This window comes from Candidatus Nanopelagicales bacterium (assembly GCA_041393815.1).
Taxonomy (GTDB): domain Bacteria; phylum Actinomycetota; class Actinomycetes; order S36-B12; family JAWKJK01; genus JAWKJK01.
Genome location: JAWKJK010000001.1, coordinates 1,084,308 through 1,104,058, shown reverse-complemented (window position 1 = coordinate 1,104,058; position 19,751 = coordinate 1,084,308). Strand labels below are relative to the sequence as shown.

General features: G+C 73.1%; 19 protein-coding genes. 5 read left to right on the top strand and 14 right to left on the bottom strand.

Annotated elements, in window-relative coordinates:
• Window positions 1-17: 17 nt before the first annotated feature.
• The 6 genes from R2737_05055 to hisD are packed head-to-tail and all read right to left on the bottom strand — an operon-like array spanning window position 18 to window position 4,193.
• The gene (locus R2737_05055) at window positions 18-353 is read right to left on the bottom strand and encodes a hypothetical protein (protein MEZ5115621.1); all 336 of its coding nucleotides are present in this window, start codon (window positions 351-353) and stop codon (window positions 18-20) included.
• 37 nt (window positions 354-390) lie between these two features.
• Complete coding sequence (gene hisH, locus R2737_05050) at window positions 391-1,029, bottom strand: imidazole glycerol phosphate synthase subunit HisH (GenBank protein MEZ5115620.1); 639 nt, start codon at window positions 1,027-1,029, stop codon at window positions 391-393.
• Window positions 1,026-1,181, bottom strand: coding sequence for a hypothetical protein (locus R2737_05045; protein MEZ5115619.1), 156 nt, complete (start codon window positions 1,179-1,181; stop codon window positions 1,026-1,028). The genes hisH and R2737_05045 overlap by 4 nt, the downstream gene beginning before the upstream one ends.
• 13 nt (window positions 1,182-1,194) lie before the next feature.
• Entirely contained in the window at window positions 1,195-1,782 is a 588-nt protein-coding gene (hisB, locus tag R2737_05040; GenBank protein MEZ5115618.1) for an imidazoleglycerol-phosphate dehydratase HisB, read from the bottom strand.
• Window positions 1,779-2,867, bottom strand: a complete 1,089-nt coding sequence (locus tag R2737_05035) for a histidinol-phosphate transaminase (protein MEZ5115617.1) — start codon at window positions 2,865-2,867, stop codon at window positions 1,779-1,781. Before R2737_05035 ends, hisB begins: the two co-directional genes overlap by 4 nt.
• Window positions 2,868-4,193 (bottom strand): histidinol dehydrogenase, encoded by a 1,326-nt coding sequence (hisD, locus tag R2737_05030; GenBank protein ID MEZ5115616.1) that lies wholly within the window; start codon window positions 4,191-4,193, stop codon window positions 2,868-2,870.
• 65 nt (window positions 4,194-4,258) lie between these two features.
• On the opposite strand from hisD, the gene R2737_05025 reads away from it, so the two are divergent.
• The 3 genes from R2737_05025 (at window position 4,259) to R2737_05015 (ending at window position 7,297) form a co-directional block, all read left to right on the top strand.
• The gene (locus R2737_05025; protein ID MEZ5115615.1) at window positions 4,259-4,984 is read left to right on the top strand and encodes an LON peptidase substrate-binding domain-containing protein; all 726 of its coding nucleotides are present in this window, start codon (window positions 4,259-4,261) and stop codon (window positions 4,982-4,984) included.
• A gap of 52 nt (window positions 4,985-5,036) precedes the next feature.
• Window positions 5,037-5,537, top strand: a complete 501-nt coding sequence (gene ybaK, locus R2737_05020; GenBank protein MEZ5115614.1) for a Cys-tRNA(Pro) deacylase — start codon at window positions 5,037-5,039, stop codon at window positions 5,535-5,537.
• Window positions 5,538-5,653: 116 nt separating this feature from the next.
• A complete protein-coding gene (locus tag R2737_05015; protein MEZ5115613.1) occupies window positions 5,654-7,297 on the top strand; it encodes a DUF222 domain-containing protein in 1,644 nt (547 codons plus the stop codon).
• 4 nt (window positions 7,298-7,301) lie between these two features.
• Here R2737_05015 and R2737_05010 read toward each other — a convergent pair whose 3' ends face one another.
• The 7 genes from R2737_05010 to R2737_04980 all read right to left on the bottom strand — a co-directional run bounded on the left by R2737_05010 (window position 7,302) and on the right by R2737_04980 (window position 15,456).
• The gene (locus R2737_05010) at window positions 7,302-7,892 is read right to left on the bottom strand and encodes a hypothetical protein (protein MEZ5115612.1); all 591 of its coding nucleotides are present in this window, start codon (window positions 7,890-7,892) and stop codon (window positions 7,302-7,304) included.
• Complete coding sequence (gene dnaE, locus R2737_05005; protein ID MEZ5115611.1) at window positions 7,889-11,443, bottom strand: DNA polymerase III subunit alpha; 3,555 nt, start codon at window positions 11,441-11,443, stop codon at window positions 7,889-7,891. The genes R2737_05010 and dnaE overlap by 4 nt, the downstream gene beginning before the upstream one ends.
• A 171-nt stretch (window positions 11,444-11,614) precedes the next feature.
• Complete coding sequence (locus tag R2737_05000) at window positions 11,615-12,502, bottom strand: aldo/keto reductase (GenBank protein ID MEZ5115610.1); 888 nt, start codon at window positions 12,500-12,502, stop codon at window positions 11,615-11,617.
• Between the two features lie 42 nt (window positions 12,503-12,544).
• A complete protein-coding gene (locus tag R2737_04995) occupies window positions 12,545-13,474 on the bottom strand; it encodes an RluA family pseudouridine synthase (protein MEZ5115609.1) in 930 nt (309 codons plus the stop codon).
• A 2-nt stretch (window positions 13,475-13,476) separates the two neighbouring features.
• Window positions 13,477-14,097 (bottom strand): signal peptidase II, encoded by a 621-nt coding sequence (gene lspA, locus R2737_04990; GenBank protein ID MEZ5115608.1) that lies wholly within the window; start codon window positions 14,095-14,097, stop codon window positions 13,477-13,479.
• Between the two features lie 29 nt (window positions 14,098-14,126).
• Window positions 14,127-14,975: a TraR/DksA C4-type zinc finger protein gene (locus R2737_04985; protein ID MEZ5115607.1), complete on the bottom strand. Its 849-nt coding sequence runs from the start codon at window positions 14,973-14,975 to the stop codon at window positions 14,127-14,129.
• A 115-nt stretch (window positions 14,976-15,090) separates the two neighbouring features.
• Window positions 15,091-15,456, bottom strand: coding sequence for a helix-turn-helix domain-containing protein (locus tag R2737_04980; protein MEZ5115606.1), 366 nt, complete (start codon window positions 15,454-15,456; stop codon window positions 15,091-15,093).
• 48 nt (window positions 15,457-15,504) lie between these two features.
• Between R2737_04980 and R2737_04975 the strand changes: the two genes are divergently transcribed.
• Window positions 15,505-15,918, top strand: a complete 414-nt coding sequence (locus R2737_04975; GenBank protein ID MEZ5115605.1) for a hypothetical protein — start codon at window positions 15,505-15,507, stop codon at window positions 15,916-15,918.
• A gap of 31 nt (window positions 15,919-15,949) precedes the next feature.
• Here R2737_04975 and R2737_04970 read toward each other — a convergent pair whose 3' ends face one another.
• Window positions 15,950-16,258, bottom strand: coding sequence for a DUF167 domain-containing protein (locus R2737_04970; protein MEZ5115604.1), 309 nt, complete (start codon window positions 16,256-16,258; stop codon window positions 15,950-15,952).
• A 322-nt stretch (window positions 16,259-16,580) separates the two neighbouring features.
• Between R2737_04970 and ileS the strand changes: the two genes are divergently transcribed.
• Window positions 16,581-19,730 carry an isoleucine--tRNA ligase gene (gene ileS / locus R2737_04965; GenBank protein ID MEZ5115603.1) on the top strand — a complete coding sequence of 1,050 codons (3,150 nt, stop codon included), beginning with the start codon at window positions 16,581-16,583 and terminating at the stop codon, window positions 19,728-19,730.
• Window positions 19,731-19,751: the final 21 nt, after the last annotated feature.

Here is a 19,751-nt window from a genome sequence, read left to right as displayed (position 1 = left end):
AATCAGCGCCGGTCGCATCAGCGCCGGTCGAAGAGGATCACCCAGGCCACCGGGGCGGCCAGCAGGCACACCGCGAGCAGCACCAGCCGCGGACCCCAGCCGGGCAGCAGCGGCCAGACGACGAGCTGCACCGCCGCGATGATGCCGACGAACCACCACATCCGCCGCCGGTTGCGGCGGGCGAGCTCCCCGCTGGACCGGCCCCACCGGGTACGGGTGGGCAGCATCGACCTCGCCCGCTGGCGGCGGCGGTCCGCCCGCTCGGCCCGCTCCCGGGCCTTCGCCCGCCGGACCGCGGCCTCGGCGACGAGGCGCTCCCGCTCTGCGCGGCGGCGGGCGCGCTCGCGGCTCACCGCAGGCTCCGCGCGTGCGGGCGCCGGTCCCCGGCGCTCACCGCAGGCCCCCGACCCAGGTCGCGAGCAGGTGGGCGCCGGCGTCACCGGACTTCTCCGGGTGGAACTGGGTGGCGCACAGCGGGCCGTTCTCGACCGCGGCGACGAACCGGTCCCCGTGGGTGGCCCAGGTGACCAGCGGGGCCTCGAGCCGCTCGTGGGTGGGCACCAGGTCCCAGCGCCGGGCCGCGTACGAGTGCACGAAGTAGAACCGTTCCCCCTCCACGCCGGCGAACAGGCGCGAGCCCGGGGGGACGTCGACGGTGTTCCAGCCCATGTGCGGCAGGACATCCGCCTCGAGCCGGTCGACCACACCGGGCCACTCGCCCAGCCCGTCGGTCTCCACCCCGTGCTCGAGCCCGCGCTCGAACAGGACCTGCATGCCGACGCAGATCCCGAGCACCGGTCGCCCCCCGGCCAGACGACGGCCGACGATCTCGCCGCCGTGGACCGCCCGGATCCCCGCCATGCAGGCCGCGAAGGCGCCCACACCCGGGACCACCAGCCCGTCGCAGTCCAGGGCCGCGTCCCGGTCGTGCGTGACCCGGACGTCGGCGCCGGCGCGCGCGAGGGCCCGCTCGGCGGAGCGCAGGTTGCCCGACCCGTAGTCGAGCACCACGACCGACGGACGGGTCACGGCGACCACGCGTACAGGGCGCCCCCGGCCAGGCACAGCACGGCGAGCGCGACCAGGATCCAGAACGGCACCCCGCGGTTCTCGCGGAACGTCCAGGCACCGCCGCCGAAGAACCCGGCCAGCCCGAGCAGGAGGATCGCGACCCAGTTCACCGCGCGACCCGCGTCACAGCGTGCCCTTGGTGGACGGCACGCCCACCACGCGGGCGTCCAGCGCGACCGCGTCCCGCAGGGACCGCGCCACCGACTTGAACTGGGCCTCCACCACGTGGTGGGCGTTGCGACCGGAGAGCACCCGGACATGCAGGGTGATCTGCGCGGTCGCGACGAGCGACTCCCAGATGTGCCGGGTCAGCGTCGTGTCGTACGACCCGATGAGCTCGACGAGGTCCGGCTCGTCGTGCACCAGGTAGGGGCGGCCGGACAGGTCGACGGCCGACTGGACCAGCGCCTCGTCCAACGGCACCAGCGCGTCGCCGTACCGACGCACCCCCGCCTTGTCGCCCCACGCCTCCCGCAGCGCCTGACCGAGCGCCAACGACGTGTCCTCGACCGTGTGGTGCGCGTCGATGTGCAGGTCGCCCTTGGTGCGCACCACCAGGTCGAACCCGCCGTGGCGGCCGAGCTGGGCGAGCATGTGGTCGAAGAACGGCACCCCGGTGTCGATCTCGGTCCGGCCGGTGCCGTCGAGCTCGACCTCCACCAGGACGTCGCTCTCCTTGGTGACACGCTCCACCCGCGCCGAGCGGCTCATGCGGTGACCTCCTCCAGCGCCGCCCTGAACGCGGCGTTCTCCTCCGGTGTGCCGATGCTGACGCGGAGCCACCCGTCCGGCCCGGTCTCGCGGATCAGCACCCCGCGGTCCAGCAACCCCTGCCATACCCGGTGCCTGTCGTCGAAGACACCGAACAGCACGAAGTTGGCGTCGGAGTCCGACACTTCGAACCCGTTGTGCCGCAACCAGATCACCAGGTCGTCGCGCTCGGATCGCAGCGTGTCAACCTCGGCGAGCAGCTCGTCGGCGTGAGCGAGCGCCGCGCGCGCCACTGCCTGGGTGACCGCCGAGAGGTGGTAGGGCAGCCGCACCAGCTTCAGGCCCTCCACGACCCGCGGGTCCGCGGCGGCCAGGTAGCCCAGCCGCGCGCCGGCCAACGCGAACGCCTTGCTCATCGTCCTCGTGACCACCAGCCGCGAGTGGGTGTCGAGCAGCTCCAGCGCACTCGGCGTGCCCGGGCGCCGGAACTCGGCGTAGGCCTCGTCCACGACCACCATGCCCGGCGCCGCCGCACAGGCCGCGTCCACGACGTCGAGTGGGAGCGCTGTCCCGGTCGGGTTGTTCGGAGACGCCAGCAGCACCAGGTCCGGGCGGTGGCGTTCGATGGCTGCGCGCACGGACCCCGGGTCGAGGGAGAAGTCGGGCCGGCGGGGCTCGGTCAGGTAGTCCGTGAACGTGTCCCGGGCGTACTCGGGGTACATCGAGTACGTGGGCGCGAAGGTGAGCGCGGACCGCCCCGGGCCGCCGAACAGCAGGAACAGCTGGTGCATGACCTCGTTCGACCCGTTGGCCGCCCAGACCCGGTCGGGGGCAACCGGGACGCCTGACTCCTTGGTCAGGTAGTCGGCGAGGTCGGCGCGCAGCGCCGGGAAGTCCCGGTCCGGGTAGCGATTGAGCCCCCCGGTCGCCTCGGCCACCGCCGCCGCGACGTCCCGCACGAGCGCGTCCGAGGGCGGGAACGGGTTCTCGTTCACGTTCAGCCGCACCGCGACGTCGAGCTGGGGGGCGCCGTAGGCGGTCTGCCCCTTCAGGTCGTCACGGACCGGCAGGTCGTCGGCGGACACCTACTCGCCCGGCCGCTCGTCGGCCGGGATCCGCACCCGGATCGCCGCGGCGTGCCCGGGCAGGTCCTCCGCGTGCGCCAGGGCGACCACTTCGTCGGCGATGCCGGCGAGGGCGTGCTCGTCGTACTCGACGACGTGCACGCCGCGCAGGAACGTCTGCACCGACAGCCCGCTGCTGTGGGCCGCGGACCCGCCGGTGGGCAGCACGTGGTTGGAGCCGGCGGCGTAGTCGCCCAGGGACACCGGCGCGTAGGTGCCGACGAAGATCGCGCCTGCGTTGCGCACGCGCATCGCGACCTCGCGGGCATCGCGGGTGTGGATCTCCAGGTGCTCGGCGGCGTAGGCGTCGACGACCGCGAGGCCGGCGTCGAGGTCGTCCACCAGCACCACGCCGCTCTGCGGTCCCCGCAACGCCTCGGTGATGCGCTCGACGTGCTTGGTGGCCGCGACCTGCGCCACGAGCTCGGCCTCCACCGCGTCGGCCAGCGGCTCGGAGGTCGTCACCAGCACCGACGCGGCGACCACGTCGTGCTCGGCCTGGCTGATGAGGTCCGCGGCCACGTGCGCCGGGTCGGCGGAGTCGTCTGCCAGGACGGCGACCTCGGTCGGGCCGGCCTCGGAGTCGATCCCGATGACCCCCTTAAGGAGGCGCTTGGCCGCGGTCACCCAGATGTTGCCCGGCCCGGTGACCAGGTCCACCGGGCGGCAGCGGTCGCCGCCGGACAGGTCCGCGCCGTACGCGAACAGCGCCACCGCCTGCGCCCCGCCCACCGCGTAGACCTCGTCCACGCCGAGCAGGCCGCAGGCCGCCAGGATCGTCGGGTGCGGCAGGCCGTCGTGGTCCTTCTGCGGCGGACTGGCCACCGCCAGCGACGAGACGCCCGCGACCAGCGCGGGAACGACGTTCATCACGACGCTGCTGGGGTAGACGGCCCGCCCGCCGGGCACGTACAGGCCGACCCGGTCCACCGGGATCCAGCGCTCGGTGACCGTCCCGCCGGGGACCACGACGGTCTCGACGTCCACCCGGCGCTGGTCCTGGTGCACCTTGAGGATGCGCCGGATGGCCTCCTCCAGCGCCGAGCGCACGGCGGGGTCGAGGCCGTCCACCGCGGCCCGGATCGCCTCCGCCGGCACCCGCAGGTGCGCGGGGCGGACCCCGTCGAGACGCTCGCACCAGTCCAGCACCGCCGCCTCTCCGCGGGCGTGCACGTCCGCCACGATGGGGCGGACCGCGGCCGTGGCGTCCTCGACGTCCATCTCGGCGCGCGGCAGCACGGTGCGGGGGTCCACGTCGGAGCCCCGGAGGTCGATGCGGCGGATCACGCGGTGATTCTAGGCGGGGCGCCCCCGGGTGCCGACCGGCGGCGATGGGCCTAGCGTGGGCCGGCGTGACGCAGCCGCCGTCGGGAGACCCGAGCGAGGGGGACGCACTGATCCCGCTGTTCCCGCTCGGCACCGTCCTTGTCCCCGGGCTGCTGCTGCCGCTGCACGTGTTCGAGCCTCGGTACCGCGAACTGGTCGCGACCCTGCTGGACCAGCCGGAGGACCGGCGCGAGTTCGGCGTCGTGGCGATCCGGGAGGGACACGAGGTCGGGTCCGACGCGGTGCGCGCGCTGTACGAGGTCGGGACCACCGCGGTCATCCGCCAGGTGACGCCGCACGACGACGGGCGGTACGAGCTGGTGACCACCGGGGCACGGCGGTTCCGGCTGCTCGGCGTGGACGACTCGCTGCCGTACCTGCAGGGGCGCGTGTCCTGGCTGCCGGAGCTCCGGTCCGGGGCGAGCGACCCGACCGCCGACGCGGAGGTCGACGTGCTCGCGGCCTCGGTGGCCCGGGCGTTCGCCGCGTACCGGTCCGCGGTGACCGGAGCGGGGGCGGAGGAGGGCGCCCGGATGCCAGACCTGCCCGACGACCCCACGGTGCTGTCGTACCTGGTGGGGGCCGCCATGGTGCTGGACCTGGCCGACCGGCAGCGGCTGCTGGAGCGGCCCGACGCGGCGGCCCGGCTGCGCGCCGAGCTGGCCCTGTTGCGGCGGGAGACCGGGGTGCTGCGGGCACTGCCCTCGCTGCCCGCGGTGGAGCTGGCACGGACCGGTGTCGTCCTCAACTGACCGGGCGCGCGGCGAGGCTGTGGCTGCCGACGCCGGATAGCCTTCGGTCACCATGGCGAAGTCGAAGCAGCACAAGGGATCCGCCGGCACCCCCGCGACCGTGGCACTGACGCGGGCCGGGGTCCGGTATGCGCTGCGCGCCTATGAGCACGACCCCGCCGCGACCAGCTACGGGCTGGAGGCCGCGCACGCCCTGGGCGTGGACCCGGCCCGGGTGTTCAAGACGCTGGTGGCGTCCGTCGACGGCCGGCTGACCGTGGCCGTGGTCCCGGTGTCGGGCCAGCTGGACCTCAAGGCGCTGGCCGCCGCGGTGGGGGCGAAGCGGGCCGTCATGGCCGACGTGCCGGACGCGGAGCGGGCGACCGGGTACGTGGTCGGGGGCATCAGCCCGCTGGGCCAGCGGACAACGCTGCCCACGGTGGTGGACGTGACCGCGCTGGAGTTCGAGACCGTGCTGGTGTCGGCCGGCAGGCGCGGGCTGGACGTGGAGCTGGCGCCGGCGGACCTGGTCGCGCTGACGTCGGCGCGGACCGCGCCCATCGCCCGGGCCTGACCCGAGCGAGCCGGTCGCTGCCCTGGTTGTCCCCAGGGTGGGCTGCTTCGTCCCGGCCGTCCCCAGGAGCGCTCCGGGCCCGCTCGACGGCGGCCGGGTGAGGCACGGTGATGCGCATGCTGGAGCAGTTTCCGCCCGGATCGAGCTCGGGGCTGGGGTCAGGGCCGGTCGAGGACCTGGACCCGCTCCCCGGCCTCCTGGGCGGCGACGCCACCGGGCGCCGCGACCCGCTGATCGTGCTGCGACGGATCGTCTCGACCCCGGCCGGCCCGGCGACCGCGACGGCGCTGCTGTGGCTGTCCGGCTGCGCCCTCGATCCGGAGTCCTGGCGGCGCGAGGGCAGGGACCTGTGGGCGCGGGCGTGGGCCGCCCAGGACGCCTGGAGCGCCTCGGTCCGCGCCGCGGAGCCCGTCGCCGAGGGGCACGAGCGGGACGAGACGGCGCCGCGGGGGCGGGCGGGACAGTCCGAGGACGCCGAGCGCCTGGTGGCGTCCGCGGCGCTCGACCTCCTGCCCGGCGCCGCCGTCCTGGGCGAGCTGGCGTTGGTCGACCCGCAGCGGCTGAGCCACTCCGCCCGGGTCGACCTGGTGCGGGCGCTGGACCGCCAGGCGTCGTGGCTGGCCGCCCTGCAGCACCGGGCCTGCCTGGCCGTGGCCGACGCGGTGCACGACGTGACCGGCACCGGGCCCCGGGAGGGCTGGGCGGCGGACGAGCTCGCAGCCGCGCTGCGGATCACGCCCCGATCCGCCGCCGCGCGGCTGGAGACGGCGTACGCCACCCGGCACCTCATCCCCGACGTGGTCCGCGGCCTGGAGACCGGACGCATCACGGCCACCCAGGCCCTCGTCCTGGCCGACGAGCTGGCCCGGTTCGACCTGCGGGACCCGGTGCTGCTGGCGGAGGCCCAGGCTCGGCTCGTCCCGATCGCGGGTGACCTGACGCCCGGACGGCTGCGCGCCAAGACCCGGGCCACCGTCATCGCACTCGACCCCGGTGCTGCCGCTCGACGCCGGGAGGCCGCGATCGACCAGGAGACCGGCGTGCGGTGGAGGGGCCTGCCCGACGGGCTGGGATCGGTGTCGGTGGTGGCCCGGGCCGACGTCGCTGCCGGGATCTACCGCCGCATCGACGCGGTGGCCCAGGCCCTGCCCGCGAAGCATCCGGACGGCAGCCGCTGGCGGATCGGGGCCCGACGGGTGCACGCCCTGCGGACCCTGCTGGCCGGAGGACCCGGGGACGTGGCTACCTCTCAGGAGGAGCTCGTCGCGGTCGTGATCGACCTGCCCACCGTGCTCGGACTGGCCGACAACCCGGCCCAGATCCCCGGGTACGGTCCCGTCGACCCCGACCTGGCCCGGGAGCTGGCGGCCGACCGGGACTGGGTGCGGTGGGTCCGTGACCCGGTCACCGGGCACCTTCTGGACGACGGGGACCGGCGGTACGCGGGGCGTCGGCTGGCCCGGTTCGTGCGACGACGCGACGGCACCTGCCGCCATCCGAACGGCTCGCAACCGGCACACCGCTGCGACCTGGACCACGCCCGACCGTGGGGGGCCGGCGGCCCGACCGACACGGCCAACCTGCACGCGCTCGCGCCCCGCTACAACCGGCGCAAGGACGAGGGCGGGTGGACGATCGTGCGCGCCGGGGCGGACGGATCGCTGCGCTGGCGCTCGCCGTTGGGCGTCCCCTACGACGTTCCGCCTCGGGAGGTCCTCGAGTCCGCCCCTCCGCCGGAACCGGCGCCACCCGGGAGCTGAGCGACTAGCGGGACGGAGCGTCCGGTCCCGGTGCGGCGGGGGCCGGTGACTCCGGCGCGCCCGGGTCGTTCTCGTCGTCGGGCCCGGACAGCGCCTCAGGGTCGTCGCGGCCCTCCTGCCACGCGATCACGGCGTCCCAGAGCGCGACCACGGTCACGACGGACGCGACCATCACCGGCCAGAGCAGCAGCACGCCGGGCATCCTCATCCGCAGCGCCGCCTCGAAGGTGGCCCCGTCGGGGCCGGCCGCGGTCAGCGCCGCCACGTCGACGCGGCCGAGCCAGGTGCCCAACGCCCAGGCGACGAGGGAGCCGACCAGACCGCCGACGACGCCTCCCATGAGGACGACCAGCGGGCGGTCCCTGGCCCGCCAGACCCCGATGATCCCGACGATCAGGCCACAGGCCCCGAGGAGCAGCGCCAGGGTCACGTCGGAGCCAAGGAACTCCTCCGGCTGGAAACCCTCGGGCACCGCGACCTCGCCGCGCACCTCGAGCACGACCCTCGGAGCCCACCACCACCACAGCAGCCCAGCGACGACGCCCATCGGCAGGCTGACGCCGATCAACGTCAGCGCGAGCCGGGACCGGCTCACCCGAGGCAGGACGGCCCGAGCAGGGCCTTCAGATCGCCGAACAACGCCGGCGACGGCGTGACCCGAAGCCGGTCGTCGAGTCGGAGCACGGTCGTCCGGGGACCGTTCTGCAGCTGCAGGTGCACCTCGGTGACGCCAGGATGGCTGGCCAGGATCTCCTTGAGCCGGTCCACCACGGGAGGTACGCACCGGGCCGCCGGCAACGTCAGCCGGACCGGACCGCTCGGGGCCTCGCTGAGGTCGGGGACGGTCACCTCCATCGCCACCAGCCTCGGCGCGTCCTCGTCACCCCGGTCGAAACGACCGCGCACCAGCAGCACCGCGTCGTCGACGAGCTGCGGACCCACCTGCTGGTAGGCCTGCGGGAACACCATGACGTCCACGGCGCCCTCGAGGTCCTCCAGCGTGACGATCGCCCACAGCGACCCCTGCTTGGTGGTCTTCCGCTGGACCGCGGTCACCAGCCCGCCGACGGTGAGGACCGTGCCGTCGACCCGCTCGTCGGAGTGCAGGGACGCGATGGAGCAGTCCGCCGACTTCGCCAGCACGTGCTCCACGCCGTGCAGGGGGTGGTCGGAGACGTAGAGCCCGAGCATCTCCCGTTCGTAGGACAGCAGCGTGCGCTTGTCCCACTCCCCCAGCGGGATCTCCACGTCCAGGCCGTACCCGTCGGCGCCGCCCTCCTCATCCTGCCCGCCGTCGAGGCCGCCGAAGAGGTCGAACTGCCCGATCGCCTCGGCCCGCTTGGTCTCCACGGCGGCGTCGATGAGCGTCTCGTGCACCGACAGCAGGCCCTTGCGGGTCGTTCCCAGGGAGTCGAACGCCCCCGCCTTGATCAGCGACTCGACGACCCGCTTGTTGCAGACGGTGGCCTCGACCTTGGCGATGAAGTCGCGGACGTCGGTGAAGCGGCCCTTGGCCTTGCGCGTGGCGATGATCGAATCGACGACGTTGGCGCCGACGTTGCGCACCGCGCTCAGGCCGAACCGGATGTCGGTGCCCCGCGGGGTGAAGTCGCTGTCGGAGTCGTTCACGTCCGGCGGCAGGACCTTGATGCCCATGCGGCGGCACTCGTTGAGGTAGACCGCGGACTTGTCCTTGTCGTCCTTGACCGACGTGAGCAGCCCGGCCATGTACTCGGCGGGGTAGTTGGCCTTGAGATAGGCCGTCCAGTACGACACCAGGCCGTAGCCCGCTGTGTGCGCCTTATTGAAGGCGTAGTCGGAGAACGGGACCAGGATGTCCCACAGGGTCTGGATGGCCTCGTCGGAGTAGCCGTTGTCGCGCATGCCGTCGCGGAACGGCACGAACTCCTTCTCCAGGATCTCCTTCTTCTTCTTGCCCATCGCCCGCCGCAGCAGGTCGGCCTTGCCCAGGGAGTACCCGGCCAGCTTCTGGGCGATCGCCATGACCTGCTCCTGGTAGACGATCAGCCCGTAGGTGTCGCCCAGGATGTCGGCCAGCGGCTCGGCCAGCTCCGGGTGGATCGGGACCACCGGCTTGCGGCCGTTCTTCCGGTCGGCGTAGTCGTTGTGCGCGTTCGCGCCCATCGGCCCGGGCCGGTACAGCGCGAGAACCGCGGAGATGTCCTCGAAGTTGTCCGGCTGCATCGCCCGGAGCAGCGCCCGCATCGGGCCGCCGTCGAGCTGGAACACCCCGAGGGTGTCGCCGCGGGCCAGCAGTTCATAGGTGGGCCGGTCGTCGAGCGCGAGTTCCTCCAGCACCAGCGACTCGCCGCGGTTGGACTCGATGTAGCGCAGGCAGTCGTCGAGCACCGTGAGGTTGCGCAGGCCGAGGAAGTCCATCTTGAGCAGGCCGAGGGACTCGCAGGCGCCCATGTCGAACTGCGTGATGATCGCGCCGTCCTGCTCCCGTCGCCAGACGGGGATGACGTCGAGCAGCGGCTCGCGGCACAGGATCACGCCGGCCGCGTGCACCCCGGGCTGCCGCTTCAGTCCCTCGAGCCCCTTGGCCTTGTCGACGACGGCTCGCACGTCGGCATCGGACTCGTACAGGGCTCGGAACTCCGCGGCCTCGCCGTAGCGGGGGTGCTGCTTGTCGAACATGCCCGACAGCGGGATGTCCTTGCCCATGACCGCCGGCGGCATGGCCTTGGTGATGCGGTCCCCCAGGGCGTACGGGTAGCCGAGCACCCGCGTGGTGTCCTTCAGCGCGGCCTTCGCCTTCAGCGAGCCATACGTGACGATCTGCGCGACCCGCTCCTCGCCGTACTTCTCGGTGGCGTACCGGATCATGTCGCCGCGCCGGCGCTCGTCGAAGTCCATGTCGATGTCCGGCATCGACACGCGCTCGGGGTTGAGGAACCGCTCGAACAGCAGCCCGTGCGCCAGCGGGTCGAGCTCGGTGATCCCCAGTGCGTACGCGATCAGGGCCCCGGCGGCGGACCCGCGGCCGGGACCGACCCGGATGCCGTTGTCCTTCGCGTAGCGCACCAGGTCCGCGGTCACCAGGAAGTAGCCGGGGAAACCCATCTGGCAGATGACGGAGACCTCGTACTCCGCCTGGCGGCGGTGCTCGTCGGGCACGCCGCCGGGGAACCGGGCGGCCAGCCCGCGCTCCACCTCCTTGACCAGCCAGGACTCCTCCGACTCGCCCTCGGGCACCGGGAACTGCGGCATCAGGTTGGCGCCCTCGGCGAAGGACACGTCGCAGCGCTCGGCGATGAGCAGGGTGTTGTCACAGGCCTCCGGCAGCTCCGACCAGACCGACCGCATCTCCGCGGGCGACTTGAGGTAGAAGTCCCGCGCGTCGAAGCGGAACCGCTTCGGGTCGTCCATGGTGGTGCGGGTGCCGATGCACAGCAGCACGTCGTGGGTGTCGGCGTCGTCGGCGTGGACGTAGTGCAGGTCGTTGGTGGCCACCAGCGGCAGGTCCAGCGCCTTGGCGATGCGCAGCAGGTCCTCGCGGTAGCGGCGCTCGATGGCCAGCCCGTGGTCCATCACCTCGGCGAAGAAGTTGCCCTTCCCGAGGATGTCGCGGAAGTCCGCCGCTGCGGCGAGCGCGCGGTCGTAGTTGCCCGCCTGCAGCCAGCGGTTGACCTCCCCCGAGGGGCACCCGGTGGTCGCGATCAGGCCCTGTCCGTACGTCTGCAGCAGGTCGCGGTCGAACCGCGGCTTGTAGAAGTAGCCCTCCAGGCTGGCCAGCGACGCCAGCCGGAACAGGTTGTGCATGCCCTGCGTGGTCTCGGCCCACAGGGTCATGTGGGTGTAGCTCTGCTTGCCCCGGCCGGCGGTGGGGTCCTCGCCGTTGCCCTCGTCGAAGCCGCCGCCGAAGTCGAACTGGCGCCGCTCGAACCGGCCCTGCGGCGCGTAGTAGCCCTCGAGGCCGATGATCGGCTTGATCCCGTGCGCGCGGGCCTGGGTGTAGAAGTCGTAGGCGCCGTAGAGGTTGCCGTGGTCGGTCATCGCGACCGCGGGCATCCCCATCCGGGACGCCTCGGAGAACAGGTCCTTGACCCGGGCGGCGCCGTCCAGCATGGAGTACTCGGTGTGCACGTGCAGGTGCACGAACGAGTCGCCGGCGCTGCCCACGACGAGGTCCTCCTGGGGGCGGTGACGAACAGGACGACCCCGGACGCCGGGGGAAGGCGGTCGACCGGAGGGGTCCGAGCCTAACGCGGGGGGCCGACCGTCCCGGGTCGCCGCGCGGGGCCCCCGGCGTGTCCCCGGGCGTGTCGCGGCGTGTCGTCCCGGAGCGCGAGCTCAGCCCTCGCCGGCGGCGGCCCCGAGGGCATCCAGGTCGGCGTACGTCGCGTCGTCGAGCACGACCTCGGCGGCGGCCACGTTCTCCTCCAGGTGCGCCACGGAGCCGGTCCCGGGGATGGGCAGCATGACCGGGGACCGCCGCAGCAGCCATGCCAGGGCCAGCTGCGCCGGCGTGTGGCCGGTGCGGGTGGCCAGCTCGTCCAGCGGGCCGCCCGGGACCGCGAGCCGGCCGGTGGCGATCGGGAACCAGGGGATGAAGCCGACCCCTTGGGCGGCGCAGGCCTCGAGCACGTCCTCGCTCTGCCGGGTCACCAGGTTGTAGAGGTTCTGCACGGTGACGATCGGCAGCACCTGCTGCGCGGCCGCGAGCTCGGCCACGGACACCTCGGACAGCCCGACGTGGCGCACCTTGCCCTCCTCCTGCAACTCCCGCAGGACGCCGAACTGGTCCTCCGCCGGGATCCGGGAGTCGATGCGGTGCAGCTGGTACAGGTCGATCGTCTCGACGCCCAGCCGGCGCAGCGACATCTCCAGCGCCTGCCGCAGGTACTCGGGGTTGCCCACCGGGTGCCACTGGTCGGGACCCTGCCGGGTCAGCCCGCCCTTGGTCGCCACCACGACTCCGTCGTACGGCCACAGCGCCTCGCGGATCAGGTCCTCGCTGACGTGCGGGCCGTACGAGTCCGCGGTGTCGACGAAGTCCACTCCCAGCTCGACGGCGCGGCGCAGCACCCGCACCGCCTCCGAGCGGTCCGGCGGGTCGCCCCAGATGCCGGGCCCGGTGATCCGCATCGCCCCGAAGCCGAGCCGGTGCACGGTCAGGTCGCCTCCGATGGCGAAGGTGCCGGAGGCGTGCGCGGGCGGGGGTGCGGTCATGGCGGTCATGGGGACATCACACCCCACCGCGTCCGGGCGCGCAGCCCGGGGTCAGTCCGCCGCCAGCCGCTCCAGGGCGGCGCGCAGGTCGTCCGGGTACGCGGACGTGAACGACATCCGCTCCCCCGTGTCCGGGTGGTCCAGGTCCAGCCGCACCGCGTGCAGCCACTGCCGCTCCATGCCGAGCCGGCGCGCGAGGACCGGGTCCGCGCCGTACGTCAGGTCGCCCACGCACGGATGCCGCAGCGCGGCCATGTGCACCCGGATCTGGTGGGTCCGGCCGGTCTCGAGGTGCACCTCGAGCAGCGACGCGTGCGGGAACGCCTCGAGGGTGTCGTAATGGGTGACGCTCGGCTTTCCCCCGGCGACCACGGCCCAGCGCCAGTCGTGCGTGGGGTGCCGGTCGATGGGGGCGTCGATGGTGCCCCGCAGCGGATCGGGGTGGCCCTGGACCAGGGCGTGGTAGACCTTGTCGACCGTGCGCTCGCGGAACTGCCGCTTCAGTGACGTGTACGCCCGCTCGCTCTTCGCGACGACCATGACGCCGCTGGTGCCGACGTCGAGGCGGTGCACGACACCCTGCCGTTCCGCGGCGCCGGAGGTGGACACCCGGTGGCCCGCGGCCGCCAGGCCGCCCACCACGGTCGGACCGGTCCAGCCGGGGCTCGGGTGGGCCGCGACGCCCACGGGCTTGTCCACGACCACGAGGTCGTCGTCCTCGTACAGGATCCGCATCCCCGGCACCGGCTCGGGTGTCGCCTCGACGGCCGGCACCGGCGGATCGGGTAGCGCGACCTCCAGCCAGGACCCCTCGACCAGTCGCAGGCTGCGCGGAGGTACCTCGCCGTCGACGGTGACCGCGCCGGAGTCGACGAGGTCGGCGGCCTTGGTGCGCGACAGCCCCAGCAGCCGGGAGAGCGCGGTGTCGAGGCGCTCCCCGACCAGGCCGTCGGGCACGGGCAGGCTGCGGTGCTCGCCCACCCTCACTCCGCGGGCGTCGCGGGGGCGGCGGTCCCACCGCCGTCGTACTCGATGCCCCGGATCGTCAGGACGACCATCAGGATCGCCGACCCGACGATCGACATGTCGGCCACGTTGAACACCGGCCAGTACGGCAGCTGGAGGAAGTCCACGACGTAGCCGGTGCCGAACCCGGGCTCGCGGGTCAGCCGGTCGATCAGGTTGCCGAGCGAGCCGCCGAGCAGCCCGCCGAGCGCCAAGGCCCAGCCCAGGCTGGCCAGTCGCCGGGAGGTGCGCACGATCACGACGGCGACCGCGACGGCGATCGCGGTGAATATCCAGGTGAAGCCGGTCAGGAGGCTGAAGGCCGCACCACTGTTGCGGGTGAAGGTCAGCTGCAGGAACGAGCCGAGGAGCGGCACCGGACCGTCGCCGGCCAGGATGCGCGGCTCGAGGTAGGTGACGGCCAGCGCCTTGGTGACCTGGTCGAGGATGACGACACCCGTGGCCACCGAGAACAGGACGGTGAGCAGGCGCCGGCGCCGGTCAGGGGACACCGGCGATGCGGTCGGTGCGGCCTCCTCGGCGGCCTCGTCCTCTTGGGCGGCCTCCTCCTGGGCGGCCTCCTCGGCGGCGTCGCTCACCGGGACAGCGTACGCGGCGCCCGCGGGTGCTAGCGCCGCTCCTCGCGCTGCTTGCAGGCCAGGCACAGGGTGGCTCGTGGGAAGGCCTGCAGGCGCAGCTTCCCGATCGGGTTGCCGCACGACTCGCACACGCCGTAGGTGCCGTCGTCGATGCGGCCGAGTGCGCGCTCGACCTGGAACAGCATCTCCCGAGCGTTGTTGGCCAGGGACATCTCGTGCTCGCGCTCGAACGTCTTGGTACCCGCATCGGCCTGGTCGTCGCCCGCGCCGTCGCCGGAGTCGCGGATCAGGTCGGCGATGTCCGCCTCCGTCATCCTGATCTCCTCCGTCAGCCGGTCGGCCTCGCCGTGCAGCTCCGCTTCGACCTCCCGCAGCTCCGCAGCGGTCCACGGCTTCTCGTCGGCGCGAACCACCAGCCGCTTCGAGGAGGCGGCCTTCTTCGCGGGGGCCGCCTTCTTCGCGGGGGCCGCCTTCTTCGCGGGGGCGGCCTTCTTCGCGGGGGCGGCCTTCTTCGCGGGGGCGGCCTTCTTCGCGGGGGCGGCCTTCTTCGCGGGGGCGGCCTTCTTCGCGGGGGCCGCCTTCTTCGCGGGGGCCGCCTTCTTCGCGGGGGCCGCCTTCTTCGCGGGAGCCGCCTTCTTCGCGGGAGCCGCCTTCTTCGCGGGAGCCGCCTTCTTCGCGGGAGCCGCCTTCTTCGCGGGAGCCGCCTTCTTCGCGGGAGCCGCCTTCTTCGCGGGAGCCGCCTTCTTCGCGGGCGCGGTCTTCTTCGCGGGCGCGGTCTTCTTCGCCGGGGCCGCACCCCCACGGGTCGAGACCGCCTTGGCCGCACCGCTCACGGCCCGGCGCAGACGTCCCCCGACCCCGGTGCCCTTGTCAGCCATGACTCTCCGATCCCCACGCGGTGGGCGCGCGGCGGCGCTCCCGGGTCCCGCGGGAGGATAGGCAACTCAGCGTGACCGATCAACGACCCACGCCGCGAGCGACCCCACGGGATGGTCACGGAAGGGTCAGCCCCCAGGCGGCGAGGGACCGCAGCACCGGCTCGAGGGAGCGGCCTGCATCGGTGAGGGAGTACTCCACCCGGGGCGGAACCTCCGCGTAGATCTCCCGATGCACCAGACCGGCGTCCTCCAGCTGGCGCAGTCGATCGGTCAGCGTCTTCGGGCTGACCTCGCCCAGCGACCGGCGCAGTTCGCTGAACCGACGGGTGCCGCCGAGTAGGTCCCGTACGACGAGGATCGTCCAGCGCCCGTCGAGCACGCGGACCGCCTTGCTCACCGGGCAGGTGCCATCGTCGCAGCGCGGGAACACCGGGGTCGGTTCCCCTGCTGACACCAGGTTCCGCGTTGACAACCGATCCACCGCCCCTCCTAGGTTCCGTTCTGATCCTACTTCAGAAAGGAAACCATGATGAGTCCGCTCCGCCTCTCCCTCCGGACGATCGCTGTCGTCCAGGCCTTCTTCGGCGTGCTGTTCCTGGTCGCACCGGCCGCGGCGCCGAACCTCCTCGGCCTGACCGAGCAGCAGCCGGGGTGGGTCAACTGGCTGTTCGCGATGATGGCCGCGCGGTTCCTCGGCTACGCCGTCGGACTGTGGCTGGCCGCCGGCAACCCGCAGCGCCATCTCTCCTGGATCAACACGATGATCGGAATCCAAGCGCTGGACTGGCTGGCGACCCTGGCGTTCCTCGCCTCGGGTGAGCTGGCCCTGCGCAACGTCACGACCGCCGCGGTCCTGCCGCCGCTGTTCATCGCGGCTCTGATCTGGTGGCACCCGCGCCGCACGGGCGATCGGACCCGAGTCGCATCGACGGCGGATGCCTGACCGGTCGGCGCAGGCAGCCCGCCGTCACCGGCTACTGATCCACGCCGAGCAGGATTCCCCACCGTCGGTCGAGGTCCGGTGGCGGGTCGAGGATCTCCAGCACCTTGTCCCGACTGGTGGGACCCGAAACCAGACGGACCTGCCGGGGCCGCACCCCGACGGCCTCCGCCACCGCGCGCAGGCAGGCCCGGGTGGCCGCCCCGTCCACGGCCCGGGCCGTGACGGCGACCACCAGGGCACGCCCGGGGCCGTAGCTGCCGCCCACCCGGGTCCGGGAGGCGCCGGGCTTGACCCGGACCGCGACCCGCGCCGCGCCACGGGAGGCTTCCTCGTATCGCATGTCGGGTCCAGCATGACGTGCGGGTATCCTCGGCGGGCCTGCACGGCGCCGATGGGGACACGGCGCCCCGTACGCGGCCAGGAGCGACCCGGGGACGGTGCGAGCCCGGGGGCCAGCGCGGGAGCGTCATCACCCCGGAGCCGCCGGAGGAACGGCCGACCGCACCCGGGCGGCTCAGTAGAACCGGCAGCAGGGCACCCACGAGCGGGCGCGGCCACGGTCGCGCCAAGGAGGGTGGTACCGCGGGGTCCCGGACGGTCCGGGCTCCTCGTCCCTCCGCCGGAGCGCGTCCCCCGCGGGGCGCGTGCGCGACGGAGGCCCGATGTACCGCCCGGTGCCCGCCCAGGTCGACCTGCCCGCCCTTGAGCGCGACGTGCTGGAGTTCTGGCGCGAGCACGACGTCTTCCACCGGTCGCTCGCACGCACCGAGGGCAGCCAGCCGTGGATCTTCTACGAGGGCCCTCCGACCGCCAACGGCACGCCGGGCACGCACCACGTCGAGGCCCGCGTGTTCAAGGACGTCTTCCCGCGCTACCGGACCATGAAGGGCTACCACGTCCCCCGCAAGGCCGGCTGGGACTGCCACGGCCTGCCGGTGGAGCTGGCGGTGGAGAAGGAGCTCGGCTTCTCGGGGAAGCAGGACATCGAGGCGTTCGGCATCGCGGAGTTCAACGCCCGCTGCCGTGAGTCCGTGCTGCGGCACGTGGACGAGTTCTCCGACATGACCCGACGGATGGGCTTCTGGGTCGACTTCGACCAGGCGTACTGGACGATGGACCCGTCCTACGTCGAGTCGGTCTGGTGGTCGCTGAAGCAGGTCTTCGACAAGGGCCTGCTGGTGCAGGACCATCGGGTCACCCCCTACTGCCCGCGCTGCGGGACCGGCCTGTCGGACCACGAGCTCGCCCAGGGCTACGAGACGGTCGTCGACCCCTCGGTGTACGTGCGTTTCCGGGTCGACGGCGGCCCGCTGGCGCAGCGCCACCCGGGCGTCGCGCTGCTGGTCTGGACGACCACGCCGTGGACTCTGGTGTCCAACACCGCGGTCGCGGTGAAGCCGGATGCCGCCTACGTCGTGGCGCGCACGGGCGACGGCGAGCTGCTGGTGGTCGCGGAGGACCTCGTCGACGCGACCCTGGGTGACCAGGCCGAGGTCGTCGAGCGGCTGACCGGCCGCGACCTGGAGCACACGTCGTACCTGCGTCCGTTCGAGCTGGTCGAGATCCCCGACTCGCACTACGTGATCCTCGGCGACTACGTCACCACCGACGACGGCTCCGGCCTGGTGCACATCGCACCCGCGTTCGGCGCCGACGACCTGGTGGTCGCCCGGGAGTACGGCATGCCGGTGGTCAACCCGGTGCGCAGCGACGGCCACTTCGAGGACGACGTCCCCCTCATCGGAGGGGTGTTCTTCAAGAAGGCCGACGAGGCGCTGGTGCGCGACCTCGAGGAGAGGGGGCTGCTGTTCAAGCACGTCGGCTACGAGCACGCCTACCCGCACTGCTGGCGGTGCCACACGCCGCTCATCTACTACGCGCAGCCCTCGTGGTACATCCGCACCACCGCGGTCAAGGATGCGCTGCTGCGGGAGAACGAGGCCACGGCCTGGTACCCCGAGACCATCAAGTGGGGGCGCTACGGCGACTGGCTGAACAACAACGTCGACTGGGCTCTGAGCCGCAACCGCTACTGGGGCACCCCGCTGCCGATCTGGCGGTGCGACGAGGGCCACCTCACCGCCGTCGGGAGCCTGAGCGAGCTCGGCGAGCTCGCGGGGCGCGACGTGTCCGCGCTCGACCCCCACCGCCCCTACGTCGACGAGGTCACCTTCGGCTGCCCGCAGTGCGGCGGGACCGCCGCCCGGGTGCCGGAGGTCATCGACGCGTGGTACGACTCCGGCTCGATGCCGTTCGCGCAGTGGGGCTTTCCGCACCGTGGCCAGGACACGTTCGCGGAGCGCTACCCCGCGGACTTCATCTGCGAGGCCATCGACCAGACCCGCGGGTGGTTCTACACCCTGATGGCCGTGGGCACGCTGGTGTTCGACCGCTCGTCCTACCGCAACGTCGTCTGCCTCGGGCACATCCTCGACGACGAGGGCCGCAAGATGAGTAAGCACCTCGGCAACGTGCTCGAGCCGATCCCGCTCATGGACGAGCACGGCGCTGACGCGGTCCGCTGGTTCATGCTCGCGTCCGGGTCGCCGTGGCAGGCCCGCCGCGTGGGCCACGCGGCGATCCAGGACGTGGTGCGCAAGACTCTGCTGACCTACTGGAACACGGTGTCGTTCCAGGCGTTGTACGCGCGGGCCGCGGGATGGAGCCCCGGCGACGCCCAGGCCCCCGCTCCCGCAGATCGACCGGCACTGGACCGCTGGGCGCTGTCGGAGGCGCACCGACTCGCGCGTGACGTCGACGCCGCCCTGGAGAACTTCGACACCCAGCGCGCCGGACGGCTCATCGCGGCGTACATCGACGACCTGTCCAACTGGTACGTCCGTCGGTCCCGACGCCGCTTCTGGGACGGCGACCCGGCCGCCCTGGCCACCCTGCACGAGGCGCTGACGGTGCTGACGCTGGTGATGGCGCCGTTCACCCCGTTCGTCACCGAGCGGGTGTGGCAGGACCTCGTCGTGGCCACGACGCCAGAAGCTCCGGACTCGGTGCACCTGGCGGAGTGGCCGCAGGCCGATCCGCGCGTGGTCGACGACGCGCTGGCCGAGCGGATGGCACTGGTCCGCCGGCTGGTCGAGCTCGGGCGGGCCGCCCGTGCCACGTCCGGCGTGCGTACCCGCCAGCCCCTGGCCCGGGCGCTGGTGTCCGCCCCGGGCTGGTCGGCGCTGGAACCAGAGCTCCGCGACCAGGTGTCGGACGAGCTCAACGTCGGAGAGCTGCTGTCACTGGGCGAGTCGGCCTCCGAGCTGGTGGACGTGCACGCGAAGGCGAACTTCCGGGCGCTCGGCAAGCGCTTCGGCAAGCAGACCCCGTTGGTGGCCCAGGCGATCGCCGGGTACGAGGCAGCCGAGCTGGCCGCGGCTCTGCGGTCCGGATCGGCCGCGATCGACGTGCCCGAGGTCGGTCGGGTCGACCTCGGACCCGACGACGTGGTGGTCACCGAGACCCCGCGCGAGGGCTGGGCGGTGGCCGCCGACGCCGGCGAGACCGTCGCCCTGGACCTGCACATCAGTCCCGAGCTGCGGCGCGCAGGACTGGCGCGCGAGGTGGTGCGGACCCTGCAGGAGGCGCGCAAGTCGTCCGGGTTCGACGTCAGCGACCGGATCGAGGTCTGGTGGACCAGCGAGGACCCCGACCTGGTGGCGGCACTGGACGAGCACGGCGCCATGGTCGCGGGCGAGGTGCTCGCGACCGGCTGGGAGCGTGGCACCCCCGGCGGTGCGGACGCGGACCTGGTGGAACTCGCGGACGACGACCTCGGCCTGCGGTTCCGGCTGCGCCGCACGGACGGCTGACCGTCCCGCCGGCGGTGACCC